Origin of the sequence: Sphingomonas sp., assembly GCF_036731925.1 — a bacterium.
Classification (GTDB): domain Bacteria; phylum Pseudomonadota; class Alphaproteobacteria; order Sphingomonadales; family Sphingomonadaceae; genus Sphingomonas.
On the sequence record NZ_DAINDJ010000001.1, the window covers coordinates 551,759 to 568,697 of the forward strand.

Below are 16,939 nucleotides of genomic sequence, written 5' to 3' on the forward strand. Positions count from 1 at the left end.
GCGGCGCCATCCCCAGCGTCCTGGCAAATGGATTCCCGCCTTCGCGGGAATGACGGCTGGGAAGTGGAGAGGCTTTCCCGCGCCACCGCCTTTGGTGTAGTACACCGCTGCAACACATGCAGGAGAGACCCATGCCGCCGATGAGCCCCTGGTCGCACACGCGCCGCGAAGGCTATGCCGACGACATCGATTTCGAGATCAAGGGACAGGAACTGCAGTTCGTCGAGATCGAGCTCGATCCGGGCGAAAGTGCCGTGGCCGAAGCCGGCGCGATGGTGTGGAAGGATGCACCGATCGTCATGCAGACCGTTTTCGGCGACGGCAGCAACGCCGCCGGCGGAATCATGGACAAGCTGCTCGGGGCCGGAAAGCGGCTGGTCACGGGCGAGGGGCTGTTCACCACCGTCTTCACCCACCAGGGCAGCGGCAAGGCACGCGTCGCCTTTGCTTCCCCGACGCCGGGCGCGATCGTGCCGCTGCGGCTGGCCGATATCGGCGGCACGCTGATCTGCCAGAAGGACGCGTTCCTCGCCGCCGCCAAGGGCGTGCAGATAGGCATCGCCTTCCAGCGCCGGGTGATGACCGGGCTGTTCGGCGGCGAGGGCTTCATCATGCAGCGGCTCGACGGCGATGGCTGGGTGTTCGTCCAGATGGGCGGCGCGATCGTCGAGCGCGAACTGGCGCCGGGCGAAGAACTCCATGTCGATACCGGCTGCCTCGCAGCACTCACCCCGTCGGTGGATTTCGACCTCGTCTCGGTCGGCGGGGTGCGCAGCATGCTCTTCGGCGGCGAGGGCGTGTTCTTCGCGCGGCTGCGCGGCCCCGGCAAGGTGTGGATCCAGTCGCTGCCGTTCGCGCGGCTGGCGGGGCGGATGCTCGCGGCGGCGAATGGGGGCGGGCATAATCGTGGCGAGGGATCGGTGCTGGGTGGTCTCGGCGACTTCATCGGCGGCAATCGCTGAGATGGCCGAAACGCCGGTGCTGGCCACCGCGCGGCTGCGCCTGCGGCCGCGCACCGTGGACGATGCGGAGGCGCTGTTCCCCAGCCTGTCCGACGCCGCGCTGATGCGCTGGTGGAGCCACGCGCCCCACCTGACCGTCGACCAGACCCGCGCCAGCCTGGCGCGTGGCGACCCCGCCTGGCGCGTGTGGGCGATCACGTTTCGCGAGCAGGATGCCGCCATCGGCTATGTCGCTGTTGGCGAGAAGCGGCCGAACGTAAGCGAGATCGGCTATCTGCTCGCCCGGCAGCATTGGGGGCAGGGAATTGCCGAGGAGGCGCTCGTCGCCACGCTCGACCAGCTCTTCCTCGCCGAAGGCCAGCGGCGGGTTTTTGCGGACACGGACCCGGACAATGTGTATTCGCGCCGGCTGCTCGAACGGCTGGGCTTCCGGCTGGAGGGCGTGCTGCGCGCCGAATGGGAAACCCATATCGGCATTCGCGACACCACGCTCTACGGGCTGCTGAAGGAAGACTGGACATGCCGACCCCGCCCCGCCTGAACGACCCTGCCGAACGTGCCGCCTACAAGGCCGAGCTGCGGCAAATAGCGCGGCCGCTGCGGATGGGTGCGGTATGGCTGGCGGTGCTCGGCGCGCTGCTCGCGGCGCTCAGGGCCAAGGTGCTGCCGATGCCGGTCGCGGTGCCCGCGGCGGTGCTGGGGCTGGCCTTCTTCCTGATGGTGCTCGGCATCACCGTGCGGGTGAAATACCACCAGCGGCGGATGCGGGGCGACCTATAGGTAGCGAAGCCACCACGCGTCGCTCCTGCGCTTGAGGTTGCCAAAGGCGCGGGTAGCGAACCAGCATGGCACCGCGACGCCCGCTGCCAGCAGCCACAGCGCGGCGACATCGGGTACGCTGATCGGCCCGTCCACGCCCGCGAGCCGGCGGCCCAGCTGGTTCAAGCCGCCCAGCAGATACAGGTGGAGCAGGTAGAAGAACAGCGGCGCGCTGCCCAGCACCGCCAGCAGCCCGGCGGCCCGCGCCGACAGCCGCTCGAACGCCGCGAGCACGATCAGCCCCACGCCCAGCGTCGCCAGCACGAAGTCGGCCGAGGGCGGATATTTGGTGAGGTTGACGAACTGCAGCGCGGTGCCGAGCGCGTCCTTGCCCGCCTGCCACGGGTGGAGGTCGCCATAGAGACTGGTCGCGCGCAGCAGCACGAACAGCGCCAGCGCGGCGGCCCCCAGGGTCACCAGCCCCCGCCGGCGTGCCGCGCCGTCGGCATCGGGCGCGAACCACGGCCCCAGTGCATAGCCGAGCGCGATCACCCCGATCCAGGGCAGCAGCGGATAGCTGATCCGCACATGCCCACCCCATGGCAGATCAAGGACGGCGCGTTCGTGCAGCACCGCCCACAGCACCCGGCCCGGTCCGCTTGCCACATGGACGTCGTCCAGCAGATTATGGCCCAGCACGATCGCGAGGCCGAGCGCGATCAGGGCGGAGCGGGGGAGATGGACGAGCACCGCCAGCGCCAGCATGGCCAGCCCGATCACCCAGATCACCTGCAGATAATGCATCGGCGGCGTCGGATCGAAGCTCCAGGCGAAGTTGACCACGGTCAGCTCCAGCACGATCAGGAACAGGCCGCGCTTCCACAGGAAGTCGGAAGCCGCGGCTGCCCCGCCGCGGGACCGGCCATACAGCCATGCCGCCAGGCCGGTCAGGAACACGAAGACCGGGGCGCAGAAATGCGCGGCGAGCCGGGTGACGAACAGCGCAGGCGGCGTGTCCGTCCCCAGCGGATCGGACACCGGCACCTGCGAATAGAAGGATTCGCGGGTATGATCGACCAGCATCAGCAGCATCACCAGCCCTCGAAGCGCGTCGATGGAGCGGATGCGCGTGCGGGCGGAAACGTCAGGGCGGACGGTTGACAAGCTCTGCAACATGCTGCAGCGCAATGATACAACATTACACAAAGGGCAACCTATTTTGCGCGTGACATTTGCCACGGCCGCCTTGCTTTCGATGGGCGCGATCTTCCCCGCCGCTGCCGACGAGCGGGAGCCGGATACCGATCCCGCCAGCCAGGAAATCGTTGTGCTCGGCACGCGCGAGCAGCATGCGGATCGCGCGCTTTCGGCCGATCCGGCCACCGAACGCATGTCGCAATCCAGCCGGGTGCTGGAGCGCGACCTGCTCACCGCTGCGGGAGCCTATCGTCTCGCCGATGCGCTTGAACTGATCAGCGGCGTCAGCAACCAGAACAATCGCGGCGGCGTGATGGACAATTTTGCGATCCGCGGCTTCCTGGGCACGCCGGATGGCGGTGCCGAATATTATGTCGACGGCTTCCTCGCCAATCGCGGCATGGCCCCGCCGCGCGATCCTGCCACGACCGAGCGGATCGAACTGCTCAAGGGGCCGATGGGCGCGCTGTTCGGCGATGCCGATCCCGGCGGACGGGTGAACCTGGTCAGCAAGACGCCGGGCTTCACCGCCACCGGCAGCGCGACGCTGACCTATGGTTCGTTCGATACGCGGCGCGTCGAGCTGGACGTGAACCAGCCGCTCACCCGCACCCTGGCGGCGCGTGTCGTCGCGGCGGGCGAGGACAGCGACGGCTGGCGTGATTTCGTGACGCTCAAGCGGCGCGTGGTGGCGCCCTCGCTCACCTGGCGCCCGTCGGACGGCGTGCAGCTCACCTATGTGGGCGAAATCACCCGTTTCGACACGCCGTTCGACCGCGGCATCCCGGCCATTGCCGGCGATGCCAATGCCCTGCCGCGCAACCGGTATTATGGCGAGCCGGCGAACGGCGTCACCCGCTTCCGCAACGAACGCCACCAGCTGACCGGGGAGGTCGCGTTTGGCGGCGGCTGGGCGCTGAACGGCGGCCTAGCCTGGCGGACGGGTTCGCTGCGCGGATTCTCTGCGGACCAGTCGCGGCTGGTCGGCACCAGCCTGTGGCGGCAGCGGCGCGAGCGCGGCTATACCGTGGACGATGTCTCGGCCCGGATGGAGCTCACCGGCCGGATTGCCCGCCACCATCTCAGTTTCGGGGTGAAGGGCTATGTGCTCGACTATCACGAACTGCTGCTCCGTCGGAACCCCACGGCAGCGGCGTCCTATGCGATCGATGTGTTCGCGCCGGTCTATGGCGGCACCGCGCTGCCGCTGGCCCCTTTTGTCGACAATCGCGAGAAGCGCTGGGCCGCTACCGCCTATCTCCAGGATCTGTGGGAAGTCACCGATCGGCTGACGCTGAGCGGCGCGGTCCGCTACGATCCCTATCGCCAGCGCATCACCAACAACCGCACCGGCGCAGTGGGCAGGGCGGTCGACAATCCGGTGCATTTCCGGATGGGCGCGCAATACCGGCTCGATCCGCGCTTTGCGCTTCACGCCAACTGGGGCGAGAATTTCGTGCTCAATTCGGGGACGGGCCGTGCGGGCGGCGGCTTCGCGCCCGAAACGGGGAAGGGCTATGAGCTCGGCGCCTCGGCGCGGCTGCCGGGCGTGGACCTCTCGGCGAGCTGGTTCGCCATCGAGAAGCGCAACATCCTGACCAACGATCCGGTGGATCCCAATTTCAACGCGCCGGTCGGCCGGCTGAAGAGCCACGGCATCGAGCTTGACGGCTCGGCCAAGCTCGGCCGCAACTGGCAGCTGGTCGCCAACTATGCCTGGACGCATGCCCGCACGCTGGACCGCAGCTTCGCGACCGATCGCGTGCTGGACGTGCCGACCCATGCGGGCACCGTGTTCCTGCTCGGTCGCTTGCTCGACGCGAACGGGCGCGGGCCTTCGGTGAGCGGCGGGCTTGCCTATGTCGGCGAGCGCACCGGCGCGATCGACGGCAGCGGGCTGGTGCTGCCGGCCTATGTGAAGGCGAAGGCCGCGGCGGAATATGCCTTCTCGCGCCGGGTGAGCGTACGGCTGGAGGCCGACAACCTGTTCGACGCGCACTATGCGATGAGCTCGTACAGCAGCCTGTGGGTCTATCCCGGAGCGCCGCGCACGGTGCGAGGCTCGGTGCGGATCAGCTACTGACCGGGGCGGGCGGGCGCGCGGGGGGGCGCTGCCCGCCCCTCCGCCTCAGGCGTCGATCACCTCTTCGTCCAGCCGCGCCGCATTCTCCTGGATGAAGGCGAAGCGGTGGGCCGGGTTGTTGCCCATCAGCCGGTCGACCAGGTCCTTTACCCCTGCGCGCTCCTCATATTCCTGGGGCAGCGTCACGCGCAGCATGCCGCGCGTCTTGGGGTCCATGGTGGTTTCCTTGAGCTGGTTCGGGTTCATCTCGCCGAGACCCTTGAACCGGCTGACCTCCACCTTCTTGCCCTTGAACGCCGTCTTCTCGATCTCGATGCGGTGCGCATCGTCGCGAGCGTAGAGGCTCTTCGATCCCACCGTCAGCCGGTAGAGCGGCGGCTGGGCGAGGTAGAGGTGCCCCTTGCGCACCAGATCCGGCATTTCCTGGAAGAAGAAGGTCATCAGCAGCGTCGCGATGTGCGCGCCGTCGACATCGGCGTCGGTCATGATGATGATGCGTTCGTAGCGCAGATGGCTGGCGTCGCAGTCCTTGCGCGTGCCGCAGCCCAGCGCCTGGATCAGGTCGGCGATTTCCTGGTTGGCGAGGATCTTGGCCGAAGTCGCGCTGGCGACGTTGAGGATCTTGCCGCGGATCGGCAGGATCGCCTGCGTCTTGCGGTCGCGCGCCTGCTTGGCCGAACCGCCGGCCGAATCGCCTTCGACGATGAACAGCTCGGTGCCTTCAGGGCTGTCCGCCGAACAGTCGGTCAGCTTGCCCGGCAGCCGCAGCTTGCGACCCGTCGTGGCCGACTTGCGCTTGACCTCGCGCTCCTGCTTGCGGCGCAGACGATCGTCCATCCGCTCCAGCACATAGCCGAGCAGCGCCTTGCCGCGCTCCATATTGTCGGTGAGGAAATGGTCGAAATGGTCGCGCACCGCCTTTTCGACGAGCGCGGTCGCCTCGGGGCTGGTGAGGCGGTCCTTGGTCTGGCTCTGGAACTGCGGCTCGCGGATGAAGACCGAGAGCATAACCTCGGAGCCCGTCACCACGTCGTCCGGGTTGAGGTCCTTGGCCTTCTTGTTGCCGACCAGGTCGGCGAAGCTTCGCAAGCTCCGCACCAGCGCCTGGCGCAGGCCCTGTTCGTGGGTGCCGCCGTCGGGCGTGGGGATGGTGTTGCAATACCAGCTATAGCTGCCGTCGCTCCACAGCGGCCAGGCTACCGCCCACTCGACGCGGCCCTGCGCATCGGGAAATTCCTGGGTGCCCGCGAAGAAATCGGCGGTGGCGCATTCGCGCGCTCCCACCTGCTCCTTCAGGTGATCGGCGAGGCCGCCGGGGAACTGGAACACGGCCTCGGCCGGCGTATCGTCCGTAATCAGGCTCGGATCGCACTTCCAGCGGATCTCTACGCCGGCGAACAGATAGGCCTTGGAGCGTGCGAGCTTGTACAGCCGCGCCGGCTTGAACAGCATCTCGCCGAAGATCTCGGGATCGGGGGTGAAGGCGACGCTGGTGCCGCGCCGGTTGGGCGTGCCGCCCAGCTTCTCCAGCGGCCCCAGCGTCTGGCCCTGGCTGAAGCGCTGGCGGTAGAGCTGCTTGTCGCGCGCGACCTCGACCACCGTGTCGACCGAAAGCGCGTTGACCACCGAGATGCCGACGCCGTGCAGGCCGCCCGAGGTGGCATAGGCCTTGCCCGAGAATTTGCCGCCCGAGTGCAGCATCGAGAGAATCACCTCGAGCGCCGACTTGTCCGGGAAGCGCGGGTGCGGATCGACCGGCATGCCGCGGCCATTGTCGACGATGGTGATGCGGTTGGGCGCCGACAGCGTCACTTCGATGCGGTTGGCGTGCCCCGCGACGGCCTCGTCCATCGCATTGTCGAGGATTTCGGCGGCGAGATGGTGGAGCGCGCGCTCGTCGGTGCCGCCGATATACATGCCCGGCCGGCGCCGCACCGGCTCCAGCCCTTCGAGCACCTCGATCGACGAGGCGTCATAGGTGCCGGCGGGGACGGAGGGCGCAGCGAAGAGGTCTTCGGACATGCGGAACGTATAGGGGGTGCGGGGGCTCCCGCGCAAGGCGGGGGTGGGGGAGGGATTTGCCGGAGGGGGAGTTAGCGGCCATCGCTCCCCTCCCGCTCGCGGGAGGGGTCGGGGGAGGGACCGATGTGGAAGAAGCGCAACTGGATTTCAGCCCCTCCCCTAGCCCCTCCCGCAAGCGGGAGGGGAACGCGGGTGGAGAGGCTTGCCGAGCCTCAACGCGGCCGCGGGGTGCCGCCGAACGGCATCGGCGGCGCCGGGCGACGGTCGCGGCGGGGAAGCTGTGCCTGATAGGCATGGCCACAGTGATCGACGCAATAGGGGAAGCCCGGGTTCACCTTCTCGCCGCAGAAGTGGAAGTCCGGCTCGCCGGGGTGGCCGAGCGGCCATTTGCAGATCTTGTCGTTCAGATCGAGCAGCGTCGTCTTGCCGGCGATCGCCTCGCTGGGCTTGGCGGGGACGAGGCGGCGAGGCGGGGCGGGGGTGCTCGGCGGGGCCTGCTCACCCGGATTCTGGCGGATGAAGCCGCCCGGGCCGACCGAGCGGAGCACCGGCTGCGGCGCGCGCGGTGCCGCGGCCTCGGCAGCCTCGGAGTCGCTGTCGAAGTCGGCATCGTCGACGGGCGCAGGTGCCGCAGGCGCGGGGGGCGCCTGGCGCGGGGCCGGTGCGGGCGCGGCCGCCTGGGGGCGCGGCGCCGCGGGTGCCGGGGCAGGCTTGGCCGCGGGCGCCGGCTTGGGCTCGGCCGGTGCCGCCGCCGCAGGGGCTGCCGCGGCGGCTGCCTTGGCTTCGTTGGACTTCACCGGTGACGGGCGCGAGGGCAGGCCGAGGCGGTGGGCCTTGCCGATCACCGCGTTGCGCGACACGCCGCCCAGTTCCTCGGCGATCTGCGTCGCGGTCAGGCCGCTGTCCCACATCTTCTTCAGCGTCTCGATACGCTCGTCGGTCCAGCTCACTTCGGTTCCTTCGTCTTGCGGGCAGCGGCTTCAGCGGGTACGCGATCGCGCCATGAGCAGCCACCCCGAAATCGGTTCACAGCTTCCCGAGCCGGGCGTTCCGGTGATTCGCAACGTCAACTGGGGAGGCTTGCGCACCCTCTATATCAAGGAGGTGCGCCGTTTCTTCAAGGTGCAGCTCCAGACGGTGTGGGCGCCTGCCGTCACCACCTTGCTGTATCTGGTGATCTTTACGGTGGCGCTGGGTGGCGGCGGGCGGATGCTCGTGCTCGACGGTGTCCCGATTCACTACGCCGATTTCATCGGGCCCGGCCTGATCGTGATGGGCATGCTGCAGAACGCCTTCGCCAATGCCAGCTTCTCGCTGCTGGTCGGCAAGATCCAGGGCACGATCGTCGATTACCTGATGCCGCCGCTCTCGACCGGTGAGATGCTGGCCGCGCTGGCCGGCGGATCGGTGACGCGCGCCTTCTGCGTCGGCGGCACGGTGTGGCTGGCGATGGCCCTGTGGGGCGTGCACGTCTTCCCGGCGCATCTCTGGGCGGTGCTGTGGTTCGGCTTCCTCGGCTCGCTGTTCCTCGCGCTGATGGGCGTGCTGACGTCGATCTGGGCGGAAAAGTTCGATCACGCCGCCGCGATCACCAATTTCGTGGTGGCGCCGCTGTCGCTGCTGTCGGGCACCTTCTACTCGGTCGAGAATCTATCGCCCGTGTTCCGCGCGATCAGCCATGCCAACCCGTTCTTCTACATCATCTCCGGCTTCCGCTACGGCTTCCTGGGCGTCGCTGATTCGCCGATCCTGCTGGGCACGGTGGTCATCCTGACGCTCGACGTGGTGCTGGGGCTGTTCTGCTACGCGCTCCTGCGCCGGGGCTGGAAGATCAAGAGCTGAACGACGGCGTTACGGAAAACCAACGAATCGGCGCATAACGACGATCGGGGACGATTCCGCGGGGGCGGAATCGCGGAGATCGTGGGGGATTATGCGGATCTGGAAGTCGTTGGTGCTGCTCGTCGCAGCGGGCGCGTCGCTGGCCGGGTGCAGCCAGCCGCGGCCCAAGCCGATCCTGGGCTGTGCCTATCAGCTGGTGCCGCTTACCCTTCGGGCAAGCGCCGTGCGCATGTCTGCGGGCATGGCGGCGTTGCAGGCGGCTGCGCCGGACAGCGCGGGCGAACGGCTGGGGGCCATCCTCCGCGCCCGCCGCGCGATGCGCCAGGCCAAGGCCAGCGCGGCGGCGGCGGCGCCGCGGCGCGAGGCGCCCTCCGACCAGTTTCTCGCGCTGAGCGGCGGCGGCCAGCACGGCGCGTTCGGTGCCGGCTTCTTCTACGGCATGGGCAGGCTGCCCAGCTGGGACATCGTCACCGGCGTCAGCACCGGCTCGCTGCAGAGCACGCTGCTGTTCCTCGCCAACCAGCCGGTGCCGGAAGATCGTACCGACTATAGCTGGGTTGACGGGCCGCTGTCGGGCAAGCAGGGCGATACCGGCTTCGTGGTGAAGCCCCATGTGTCGAACGTCGGCGATCTGGTGCTTGCCTATTCGATCGCGCGCGAAGCCGATCTGATGCGGGTCCGCCGGGGCGGGGCGGCGCTGGGTACGGTGTTCCGGGGCTCGGCAGCACATTTCGCGCCGCTGCGGGATCGGCTGCGCAGGATCATGACGCTCGGCACGTTGCGCGCGGTCGGCCGCGAATGGCGCGACCAGAACCGCCAGCTGTTCGTGGGGGTGAGCAACCTCGACGACGGCGAAGGCTATGCCATCGACATGACCGAGCTGGCGGCGCGGACGCTGGCGACCGATGCCCCTGCCGAACTGGCGCGGATCCAGGGCTGCTATGTCGATGCGCTGCTTGCCTCGTCGTCGGTCGCCCCCGGCGTGCCGCCGATGACGCTGGAAACCAGCCGCGGCGCCGAGATGTACATGGACGGCGGGGCCCGGTTCGGCGTGTTCCTGGAGCCGGTGCTGCGTGCCTTCCAGGGCGCGGGCGGCGGACGGGCGCAGGTTACGCTGATGGTCAACACCACCATGGAAGCACCGCGCTGGAGCGGGGGCGAGGGCGCGCGCCAGCGCTGGTCCGCCGCCGATGCGGCCGCGCGCGCGGTGAAGCTGCTGGAGACCCAGGTCTATCGCTTCTCCGCGTTCAGCGTGGAAACGCTGGGCGCCCTGCAGGGCGGGGTGGACATGGCCTATCTGGGCAATGCCGAGATCCCGGGCGGCGAGGCGCCGCTCGACCATGTCTTCAACGGCAAGCGCTGCGCCGCGTGGCAGGCGCTGGATGCCGCCGCCAGGCCGCTGCAATTCTCGTCGCGCTACATGGCGTGCATCGCCGATTACGGCCGCGCGCGCGGGGCCGCCGCGCAGTGGAATCGAAGCCTGGCGAACCAGCCCTAAAGGCAGGTTGACCTCTGCCCCCCACGGGCCGTAAACACCCGCTCCGGGCGGCCCGGATAGCCGCCCTTTTGCGTTTCTGGAGTTCCACCCACTTTTCGTTTGTTCAGGAGGTACAGTTCCCATGACCATCACCCCGCTCATGCCCGTCTACCCGCGGTGCGGTGTGCGGCCGGTGCGAGGCGAGGGCTGCTACCTGATCGGTGAACGAGGGGAACGCTATCTCGATTTCGCCGCCGGTATCGCCGTCAACGCGCTGGGCCATGGCCACCCGCATCTGGTGAAGGCGATTGCCGACCAGGCCGCGACGCTGATGCACGTGTCGAACCTCTACGGCTCGCCGCAGGGCGAGGCGCTGGCGACACGCATCCTGAAGCACAGCTTTGCCGACACGGTGTTCTTCACCAATTCGGGCGTCGAGGCGATCGAGTGCGCGATCAAGACCGCGCGCCGCTATCACTATGCCAATGGCAACCCGCAGCGGCACAAGCTGATCACCTTCAAGAACGCCTTCCACGGGCGCTCGCTGGGGGCGATTTCGGCGACCGACCAGCCGAAGATGCGTGACGGGTTCGAGCCGCTGCTGCCGGGCTTCGACTATGTGCCGTTCAACGATCTGGAGGGCGCGCTCGCCAAGATCGACGGCGAGACCGCCGGCTTCCTGGTCGAGACGATCCAGGGTGAGGGCGGCATGACCGCTGGCAAGGTCGAGTTCATCCAGGGCCTGCGCAAGGCCTGCGACGAGCACGGCCTGCTGCTGATCCTCGACGAGATCCAGTGCGGCTATGGCCGTACCGGCAAGATGTGGGCCTATGAGCATTACGGCATCACGCCCGACATCATGACCTCGGCCAAGGGTATCGGCGCGGGTTTCCCGCTCGGCGCCTGCCTGGCGACCGAGGAAGCGGCCAAGGGCATGGTGGCCGGCACCCACGGCTCCACCTATGGCGGCAACCCGCTGGCGATGGCCGCCGGCATGGCGGTGCTCGACGTGATGGAGGAGCCCGGCTTCCTCGAGCATGTCACCCGCATGGGCGAGCGGCTCCGCCAGGCCTTCGAGCAGATGATCCCCAACCATGATCATTTGTTCGAGGAGATTCGCGGCAAGGGCCTGATGCTCGGCATCAAGATGAAGGACACGGTGGTGAGCCGCGACTTCGTCGCCCATCTGCGCGACCATCACGGGCTGCTGACGGTGGCGGCGGGCGAGAATGTGTTCCGCGTGCTGCCGCCGCTGGTGATCGACGAGAGCCACATCGCCGAAGCGATCGACAAGCTGAGCGCGGGTGCGCGCAGCTTTGCGCCCGCGGCTGCGGCCTGAGGTTCGTCCTGCCGATCCTCCCCCGGAGGGGGAGGGGGACCGCCCGCAGGGCGGTGGAGGGGTGTCCCGGCCGGTGACGGCGGACCGCCCCTCCCGCGGGGACACCCCTCCGTCAGGCCTGCGGCCTGCCACCTCCCCTTGCAGGGGAGGAATTGAAGAGCGTTATCCTCCCACCTGCCCTGCCATTTGCGGAGCCACCATGACCCGCCACTTTATCGATCTCACCGATGCCGGCCCCGACGCGATGGCGGCGATGCTCAACGATGCGATGTCCCGCAAGCAGGCCCGCGCCGGCTGGCCCAAGGGCAAGCCGGACGCAGACGCGCCGCTCGCCGGGCACGTGCTGGCGATGATCTTCGAGAAGAACTCCACCCGCACCCGCGTTTCGTTCGACATGGCGATCCGCCAGCTCGGCGGCACCAGCATCGTGATGGACGCCGGTTCCATGCAGCTCGGTCGCGGCGAGAGCATCGCCGATACCGCGCGCGTGCTTTCCGGCTATGTCGACGCGATCATGATCCGCACCGGCGATCACCAGAAGGTGCTCGACATGGCGGCGCACGCCACCGTGCCGGTGATCAACGGCCTGACAGACGCTTCGCACCCCTGCCAAATCATGGCCGATCTGCTGACCATCCTGGAGGCCGGCAAGGCGCTGCCGGGCCTCAAGGTCGCATGGCTGGGCGACGGCAACAACGTGCTCGCCTCGATCATGGAAGCCGGCGGGCTGATGCAGTTCGACGTCGTCGCCGCCTGCCCGCAGGGCTATCAGCCGAGCGATGCCGAGGTGGCGAAGGGCAAGGGCCGTGCCCGCGTGGTCGGCACCGCGCGCGAGGCGGTGGAAGGCGCCGACATCATCGTCACCGATACCTGGATCTCGATGGGCCAGGCCCATGCCGAGACCAAGCTCAAGGCGATGATGCCCTTCCAGGTCGACGAAGCGCTGATGGCCGCCGCCAAGCCCGACGCCCGCTTCCTCCACTGCCTGCCCGCGCATCGCGGCGAGGAAGTGACCGACGCGGTGATCGACGGTCCCCAATCGCTGATCTGGCCCGAGGCGGAGAACCGTCTCCACGCGCAGAAGTCCGTCCTGCGCTGGTGCTTCGGGCAACTCTGAGAGCCTTCGCGCCCCTTCCCTCAAGCGGAAGGGGTGTGCGGACGAGTCAGCGGATCCCCTTCTGGAGTGACGACTCTCACGCCACCCAGCGGACGATCACGATGGACAACGGCACGACCGCAAGCGCGAAACGGAGCAAGGTGATCCGCGCGATGCACGCCAGCGACGCAGCGGCGGAGATGCCGAACAACAGGGGTGCGGTTGCAAGGTGATCCGCGACGACCCTGTTGGTCTCCATGCCGGAGAGCGCGGCACCGGGGATAGACGGCAGGAAACAGGTAGCCGAAACGAGCCCCGTCACGACGGTGACGGCCTTGCCCAAGCCTTGCAGGATGCGAAAAGTAGCGGGCGCCGGACCGGATGCCATGCATCAGGCTAGCACGCGAGCAGAGGCGGCAGAAGCGTCAGACGCCCATCGCGCTACTCACCGCACCGGGATCTGCGATCGGCAGCGCGCCTACCGCCTGTTCGACCGAGGCGAGTGCCTGCTCCGCCGATTGCTTGTCGCCGCCGTCGCGGGGATCGTCGTCGCGGTGCTTGTGGTCCTTGCGGCGCAGCGCGGCCTTGAGTTCGCGGGCGAGCGCGCGGGCTTCGTTCTTGAACTCGTCATCGGCCTTCGCGCGCGCGGCGTCGGCGGCGCGCTTTTGGTCAGCCTGCTTGGTCGCTTCGGGTGCGGTCGCCTCTGGCTTGGTCGCTTCACCCTCCGCCGCCGTCTTGTCCTTCCCGATGCCTTCGGCGGCGGGCGTCGCTTCGCCTGTGCCTGCGCCCTCCGCCTTGGCCTCGCCGCCCGGCGCAGCCCCGCCGGCAGATGCATCCCCGGCCTCCGCCCCGCCGAGCTCGATCGTGCTTCCGCCGGCGCTGGTATAGCTCTTCACCGCCGCAGCGAGCTCGCGCGCGATCTGGGCGGCGGCTCTGGCGAGCTTCTTGGGATCGCTCGCATAGATCATCTTCAGCGCCTGGAGCCGTGCCTTCAGCTCCTTCACCTTCTGCGCCGCGCGCGCTCTCTCGTCGTCGCTGGTCTTGGTCTTGATCGTCGCCAGCGTGGCGACGGCGCTCTTCGCCTCCTGTAGCTTGCGGGCGGCGATCTCCTCCGCCTTGGAAAGCGGTGCAGCGGCGGTGCCGGTGGCGCCGACGCGTGGCTGCGCGACCGGGGCGAAGGCGGCGAAAGGCGCGAGCGAGATCTTCATATCTACTTCATAGAAGAAATAGGTGCCGCAAGACTCAACGGGTTGCGGAACAAATTGAACAGGACGCCTAACAATCCCGGCCGGGCACCCCATATGGATGGGGCTGACGTCGCATGCGACGGATATCGGGCCGCCTCGGCTCCTCCCTTTGTCCCTTTCTAGCCTCACCGAAGCCGGGATGCGCCGCTGTTGGCGCATGCCCGTCATGCCTGGGACAAAGGATGCCCGAAATGATCACCGGAACCGTGAAATTCTTCAATAACGACAAGGGCTATGGCTTCATCGCGCCGGAAAGCGGCGGCGGCGACGCCTTTGTCCACATCTCGGCCGTCGAGCGCGCAGGCATGCACACGCTCGATAAGGACCAGCGCGTTACCTACGAGCTGGAGACGGACCGTCGGGGCAAGACCTCGGCGGTGAACCTTCAGTCCGCCTGAAGCACGGCAGTTCGGGCGGGCGCCATGGTGCTCGCCCGAACCCATGAAGATCCGGCGGGGGAGACCCTGCTTCAGGGAATGGAGGATTGCATGTCCAGAGCAATCAATGTGCGCGCGGCCAAGGAGCATGTCGTCGCGACCTGCGCCAAGCGCAAGATCGCGATCAGCGCGATCGAGACGCTGCAATCGGGTGGAACGCGTGTCGTGATGAACAGCGCGGCCGATACGGCGATCATCGCCAAGGCCTATGGCAGCAAGGTGATCGCCGGTGCCGTTACGCGCGTGCCTACGCGCATGGGGAGTTTGTAGAATATGGCGGCATATAGAGCCCCGAATTTTCAGGAACGCGCCACTGCGGCGTCCGAGGCCAAGCGCAAAGCGCTGGCCCAGCTGCGGGCAAGGCCCGCGGCGGATGCGGTGACCCTGGCGGCTGCCAAGGAGCGGCGCCTGGCCGCTGAACGTGCGGACGCCGAGAAGCGCGCCGCGGTGCTGGCCGAGCGCGAGGAACGCGCCGCTGCCGAGCGGGAAAGCAAGGCCGAGGCGGTCCGTGCGGCAGAGGCTGCGGCCGAGGCCGCAGCGGCCGTGCCGGTGTTGACCGAGGCCGATCGCAAGGCCGCGCGCGACGCCAGATATGCGGCGCGCAAGAACAACAAGCGCGCCCGCTGATCCGATCGCGACCGCACGGTCGTGACGGCGCAAGGTACAGGAGCAGCGATGGCCAAGGGTCAGAAGAAGTCGAACAAGGAAGTTCGCAAGCCGAAGGCCGAGAAGCCTCCGAAGCAGAACGCATCCAACCCGAGCAGCAAGGGCAAGCCGGTTGAGATGACCACCCTCAAAAGCTGAGGAAGAAGGGGCGCGCGTCTGCGTGCCCCTTCCGCCGTCGGGCGACGCTTTGCGATACGCGCGGCGCGGGCGATGGCAGCTTCTGCTGAAGGCGACCCGCATTGTTTCCCGCCGGCAAGCCCCTATTTACACCTCCGAACCCAGAAAATGCGTTCGTCGGAACGCGCGGAGTCACCCTGACTTCTCGCGGCCGCAAACGAATGCCGGAGACGAATCGTGACCAACCCCGTTCCCGCCGCCGATCTCGATCGCGTGACCGGCTTTGCCATTCCCGACCGCCATGTTCGCGGCCGCATCACGCGGCTGGGGCCGGTGCTGAACGAGATCCTTTCGGCCCATGCCTATCCCGCGCCGATCGAAAAGCTGCTGGCGGAGGCGCTGACCCTCACCGCGCTGCTCGGCAGCACACTCAAGGATGCCGAGGGCCAGATGACGCTGCAGGCGCAGACCCAGCGCGGCATCGTCAGCCTGATGGTGTGCGACTACAAGAATGGCGAGCTGCGCGGCTATGTGCAGTTCGATGCCAAGCGTCTCAGCCAGCTCGGCAAGAACCCGTCGCTCAGCGCGCTGTTCAACGGCGGCTATCTCGCGGTGACGTTCGATCAGGCGGTCACCAAGGAACGCTACCAGGGAATCGTGCCGCTGGAAGGCGCGTCGATCGCCGAGGCGGCGCAGAGCTATTTCCTCCAGTCGGAGCAGATCCCGACGCTGGTGCGCCTGGGCGTGCAGAAGGACAAGGCGACCGGCCGGATCATCGCCGGCGGCCTGTTCCTCCAGCATCTGCCCGAGGGCGAAGTGGGACGCGAGCGCCTGCACGTGCGGCTCGACCACCCCGAGTGGCAGCATGTCGAGGCGCTGGGCAGCACCATGGGCGCCGACGAGCTGGCCGACCCGGCGATCCATCTGGAAGGGCTGGTGTGGCGGCTGTTCAACGAGGAAAGCGAAGTGCGCATGCTCGCCGGGCATGACCTGTCGCGCGGGTGCCGCTGCGGGGCGGACTATATCCAGCAGGTCCTCGCCAAGTTCCCGGAAGAGGAGCGGGCAGCGATGGCCGATGAGGGCGGCGTGATCAAGGTCGACTGCGCGTTCTGCTCCAAGCAGTTCCCGGTGGCACTCGCCGATTTCGTTCCGCCGGCGTTGTAAAGCCGTAACGCTCCTATGATATGTGAATCGGTGGGCGGTGCTGTGGGAGCGGCGCCGCCGCCGAGATGGAGTTTGAACGGGTGAACAAGCGAGTGGCGTGGGTGCGTTTGGCGGGGGTCGCGTGCCTGGGACTGGTGACCGCGGGCGCCGCGGCGCAGCAGCAGCCGCGGCCCGCAATGCAACGGACGGTGGACGTGCCCGCGCTCAACATCGTCCAGAAGGGCAAATGGGCGGTGCGCGACAGCGAGGGGGGCGAACGCACCATGTGCCTGCGCGATCCCTATCAGATCCTGCGCCCGGAACGCGTTGCCACGCCCTGCCAGCACGTCGTGATGGAAAGCGCTTCGAGCCGGGCCACGGTCCGCACCACGTGCACCGGCCACGGCACCATGCTCACCCGTCTCACCGTCGATACGCCGCGCCAGGTGACCGTGGAGATGCAGGGGGTGATCGATGGCCAGCCCTTCTCGGAAACCTATGATGCAAAGCGCGTCGGCGAGTGTTCCTGATCGCGCTGGTTACCAATCGTTA

Annotated in this window: 19 protein-coding genes; 14 read left to right on the forward strand and 5 right to left on the reverse strand. The window is 68.0% G+C overall.

Annotated features, from left to right (window positions below):
• Positions 1–131 precede the first annotated feature (131 nt).
• The 3 genes from V7E00_RS02745 to V7E00_RS02755 are packed head-to-tail and all read left to right on the forward strand — an operon-like array spanning position 132 to position 1,742.
• Positions 132–962 (forward strand): TIGR00266 family protein, encoded by an 831-nt coding sequence (locus tag V7E00_RS02745; protein ID WP_333571150.1) that lies wholly within the window; start codon positions 132–134, stop codon positions 960–962.
• Position 963: 1 nt separating this feature from the next.
• Positions 964–1,503, forward strand: a complete 540-nt coding sequence (locus tag V7E00_RS02750) for a GNAT family N-acetyltransferase (RefSeq protein ID WP_333571151.1) — start codon at positions 964–966, stop codon at positions 1,501–1,503.
• Positions 1,482–1,742, forward strand: a complete 261-nt coding sequence (locus V7E00_RS02755) for a hypothetical protein (RefSeq protein WP_333571152.1) — start codon at positions 1,482–1,484, stop codon at positions 1,740–1,742. The genes V7E00_RS02750 and V7E00_RS02755 overlap by 22 nt, the downstream gene beginning before the upstream one ends.
• Here V7E00_RS02755 and V7E00_RS02760 read toward each other — a convergent pair.
• A complete protein-coding gene (locus V7E00_RS02760; RefSeq protein ID WP_333571153.1) occupies positions 1,737–2,897 on the reverse strand; it encodes a DUF1624 domain-containing protein in 1,161 nt (386 codons plus the stop codon). The two genes, V7E00_RS02755 and V7E00_RS02760, sit on opposite strands and share 6 nt — an antisense overlap.
• Before the next feature lie 49 nt (positions 2,898–2,946).
• Between V7E00_RS02760 and V7E00_RS02765 the strand changes: the two genes are divergently transcribed.
• The gene (locus V7E00_RS02765; RefSeq protein WP_333571154.1) at positions 2,947–5,001 is read left to right on the forward strand and encodes a TonB-dependent siderophore receptor; all 2,055 of its coding nucleotides are present in this window, start codon (positions 2,947–2,949) and stop codon (positions 4,999–5,001) included.
• A 45-nt stretch (positions 5,002–5,046) separates the two neighbouring features.
• Here the strand turns inward: V7E00_RS02765 and parE are convergent, their stop codons facing one another.
• Positions 5,047–7,023, reverse strand: a complete 1,977-nt coding sequence (parE, locus tag V7E00_RS02770) for a DNA topoisomerase IV subunit B (protein ID WP_333571155.1) — start codon at positions 7,021–7,023, stop codon at positions 5,047–5,049.
• A 212-nt stretch (positions 7,024–7,235) separates the two neighbouring features.
• On the reverse strand, positions 7,236–7,973 hold the full coding sequence (locus tag V7E00_RS02775; protein WP_333571156.1) for a GcrA family cell cycle regulator: 738 nt from the start codon (positions 7,971–7,973) through the stop codon (positions 7,236–7,238).
• Between the two features lie 52 nt (positions 7,974–8,025).
• Between V7E00_RS02775 and V7E00_RS02780 the strand changes: the two genes are divergently transcribed.
• From V7E00_RS02780 to argF, 4 genes are all read left to right on the forward strand, one after another.
• Positions 8,026–8,865 carry an ABC transporter permease gene (locus tag V7E00_RS02780; RefSeq protein WP_333571157.1) on the forward strand — a complete coding sequence of 280 codons (840 nt, stop codon included), beginning with the start codon at positions 8,026–8,028 and terminating at the stop codon, positions 8,863–8,865.
• A 91-nt stretch (positions 8,866–8,956) separates the two neighbouring features.
• Complete coding sequence (locus V7E00_RS02785) at positions 8,957–10,363, forward strand: patatin-like phospholipase family protein (RefSeq protein WP_333571158.1); 1,407 nt, start codon at positions 8,957–8,959, stop codon at positions 10,361–10,363.
• A 121-nt stretch (positions 10,364–10,484) separates the two neighbouring features.
• A complete protein-coding gene (locus tag V7E00_RS02790) occupies positions 10,485–11,681 on the forward strand; it encodes an aspartate aminotransferase family protein (RefSeq protein WP_333571159.1) in 1,197 nt (398 codons plus the stop codon).
• Between the two features lie 199 nt (positions 11,682–11,880).
• Positions 11,881–12,798: an ornithine carbamoyltransferase gene (gene argF, locus V7E00_RS02795; RefSeq protein ID WP_333571160.1), complete on the forward strand. Its 918-nt coding sequence runs from the start codon at positions 11,881–11,883 to the stop codon at positions 12,796–12,798.
• A gap of 76 nt (positions 12,799–12,874) precedes the next feature.
• Here argF and V7E00_RS02800 read toward each other — a convergent pair whose 3' ends face one another.
• Both V7E00_RS02800 and V7E00_RS02805 read right to left on the reverse strand, forming a co-directional pair.
• Positions 12,875–13,165 carry a hypothetical protein gene (locus V7E00_RS02800; protein ID WP_333571161.1) on the reverse strand — a complete coding sequence of 97 codons (291 nt, stop codon included), beginning with the start codon at positions 13,163–13,165 and terminating at the stop codon, positions 12,875–12,877.
• 37 nt (positions 13,166–13,202) lie between these two features.
• Positions 13,203–13,985 carry a hypothetical protein gene (locus V7E00_RS02805; RefSeq protein WP_333571162.1) on the reverse strand — a complete coding sequence of 261 codons (783 nt, stop codon included), beginning with the start codon at positions 13,983–13,985 and terminating at the stop codon, positions 13,203–13,205.
• A 230-nt stretch (positions 13,986–14,215) separates the two neighbouring features.
• Between V7E00_RS02805 and V7E00_RS02810 the strand changes: the two genes are divergently transcribed.
• The 6 genes from V7E00_RS02810 to V7E00_RS02835 all read left to right on the forward strand — a co-directional run bounded on the left by V7E00_RS02810 (position 14,216) and on the right by V7E00_RS02835 (position 16,917).
• Positions 14,216–14,422, forward strand: a complete 207-nt coding sequence (locus V7E00_RS02810; protein WP_333571163.1) for a cold-shock protein — start codon at positions 14,216–14,218, stop codon at positions 14,420–14,422.
• Positions 14,423–14,512: 90 nt separating this feature from the next.
• A complete protein-coding gene (locus V7E00_RS02815) occupies positions 14,513–14,731 on the forward strand; it encodes a hypothetical protein (RefSeq protein ID WP_093294639.1) in 219 nt (72 codons plus the stop codon).
• A 3-nt stretch (positions 14,732–14,734) separates the two neighbouring features.
• Positions 14,735–15,088, forward strand: a complete 354-nt coding sequence (locus V7E00_RS02820; RefSeq protein WP_333571164.1) for a DUF6481 family protein — start codon at positions 14,735–14,737, stop codon at positions 15,086–15,088.
• A 48-nt stretch (positions 15,089–15,136) separates the two neighbouring features.
• Positions 15,137–15,265, forward strand: a complete 129-nt coding sequence (locus tag V7E00_RS02825) for a hypothetical protein (RefSeq protein ID WP_333571165.1) — start codon at positions 15,137–15,139, stop codon at positions 15,263–15,265.
• Between the two features lie 216 nt (positions 15,266–15,481).
• Entirely contained in the window at positions 15,482–16,408 is a 927-nt protein-coding gene (gene hslO, locus V7E00_RS02830) for an Hsp33 family molecular chaperone HslO (protein WP_333571166.1), read from the forward strand.
• 80 nt (positions 16,409–16,488) lie between these two features.
• Positions 16,489–16,917, forward strand: coding sequence for a hypothetical protein (locus tag V7E00_RS02835; RefSeq protein WP_333571167.1), 429 nt, complete (start codon positions 16,489–16,491; stop codon positions 16,915–16,917).
• Positions 16,918–16,939: the final 22 nt, after the last annotated feature.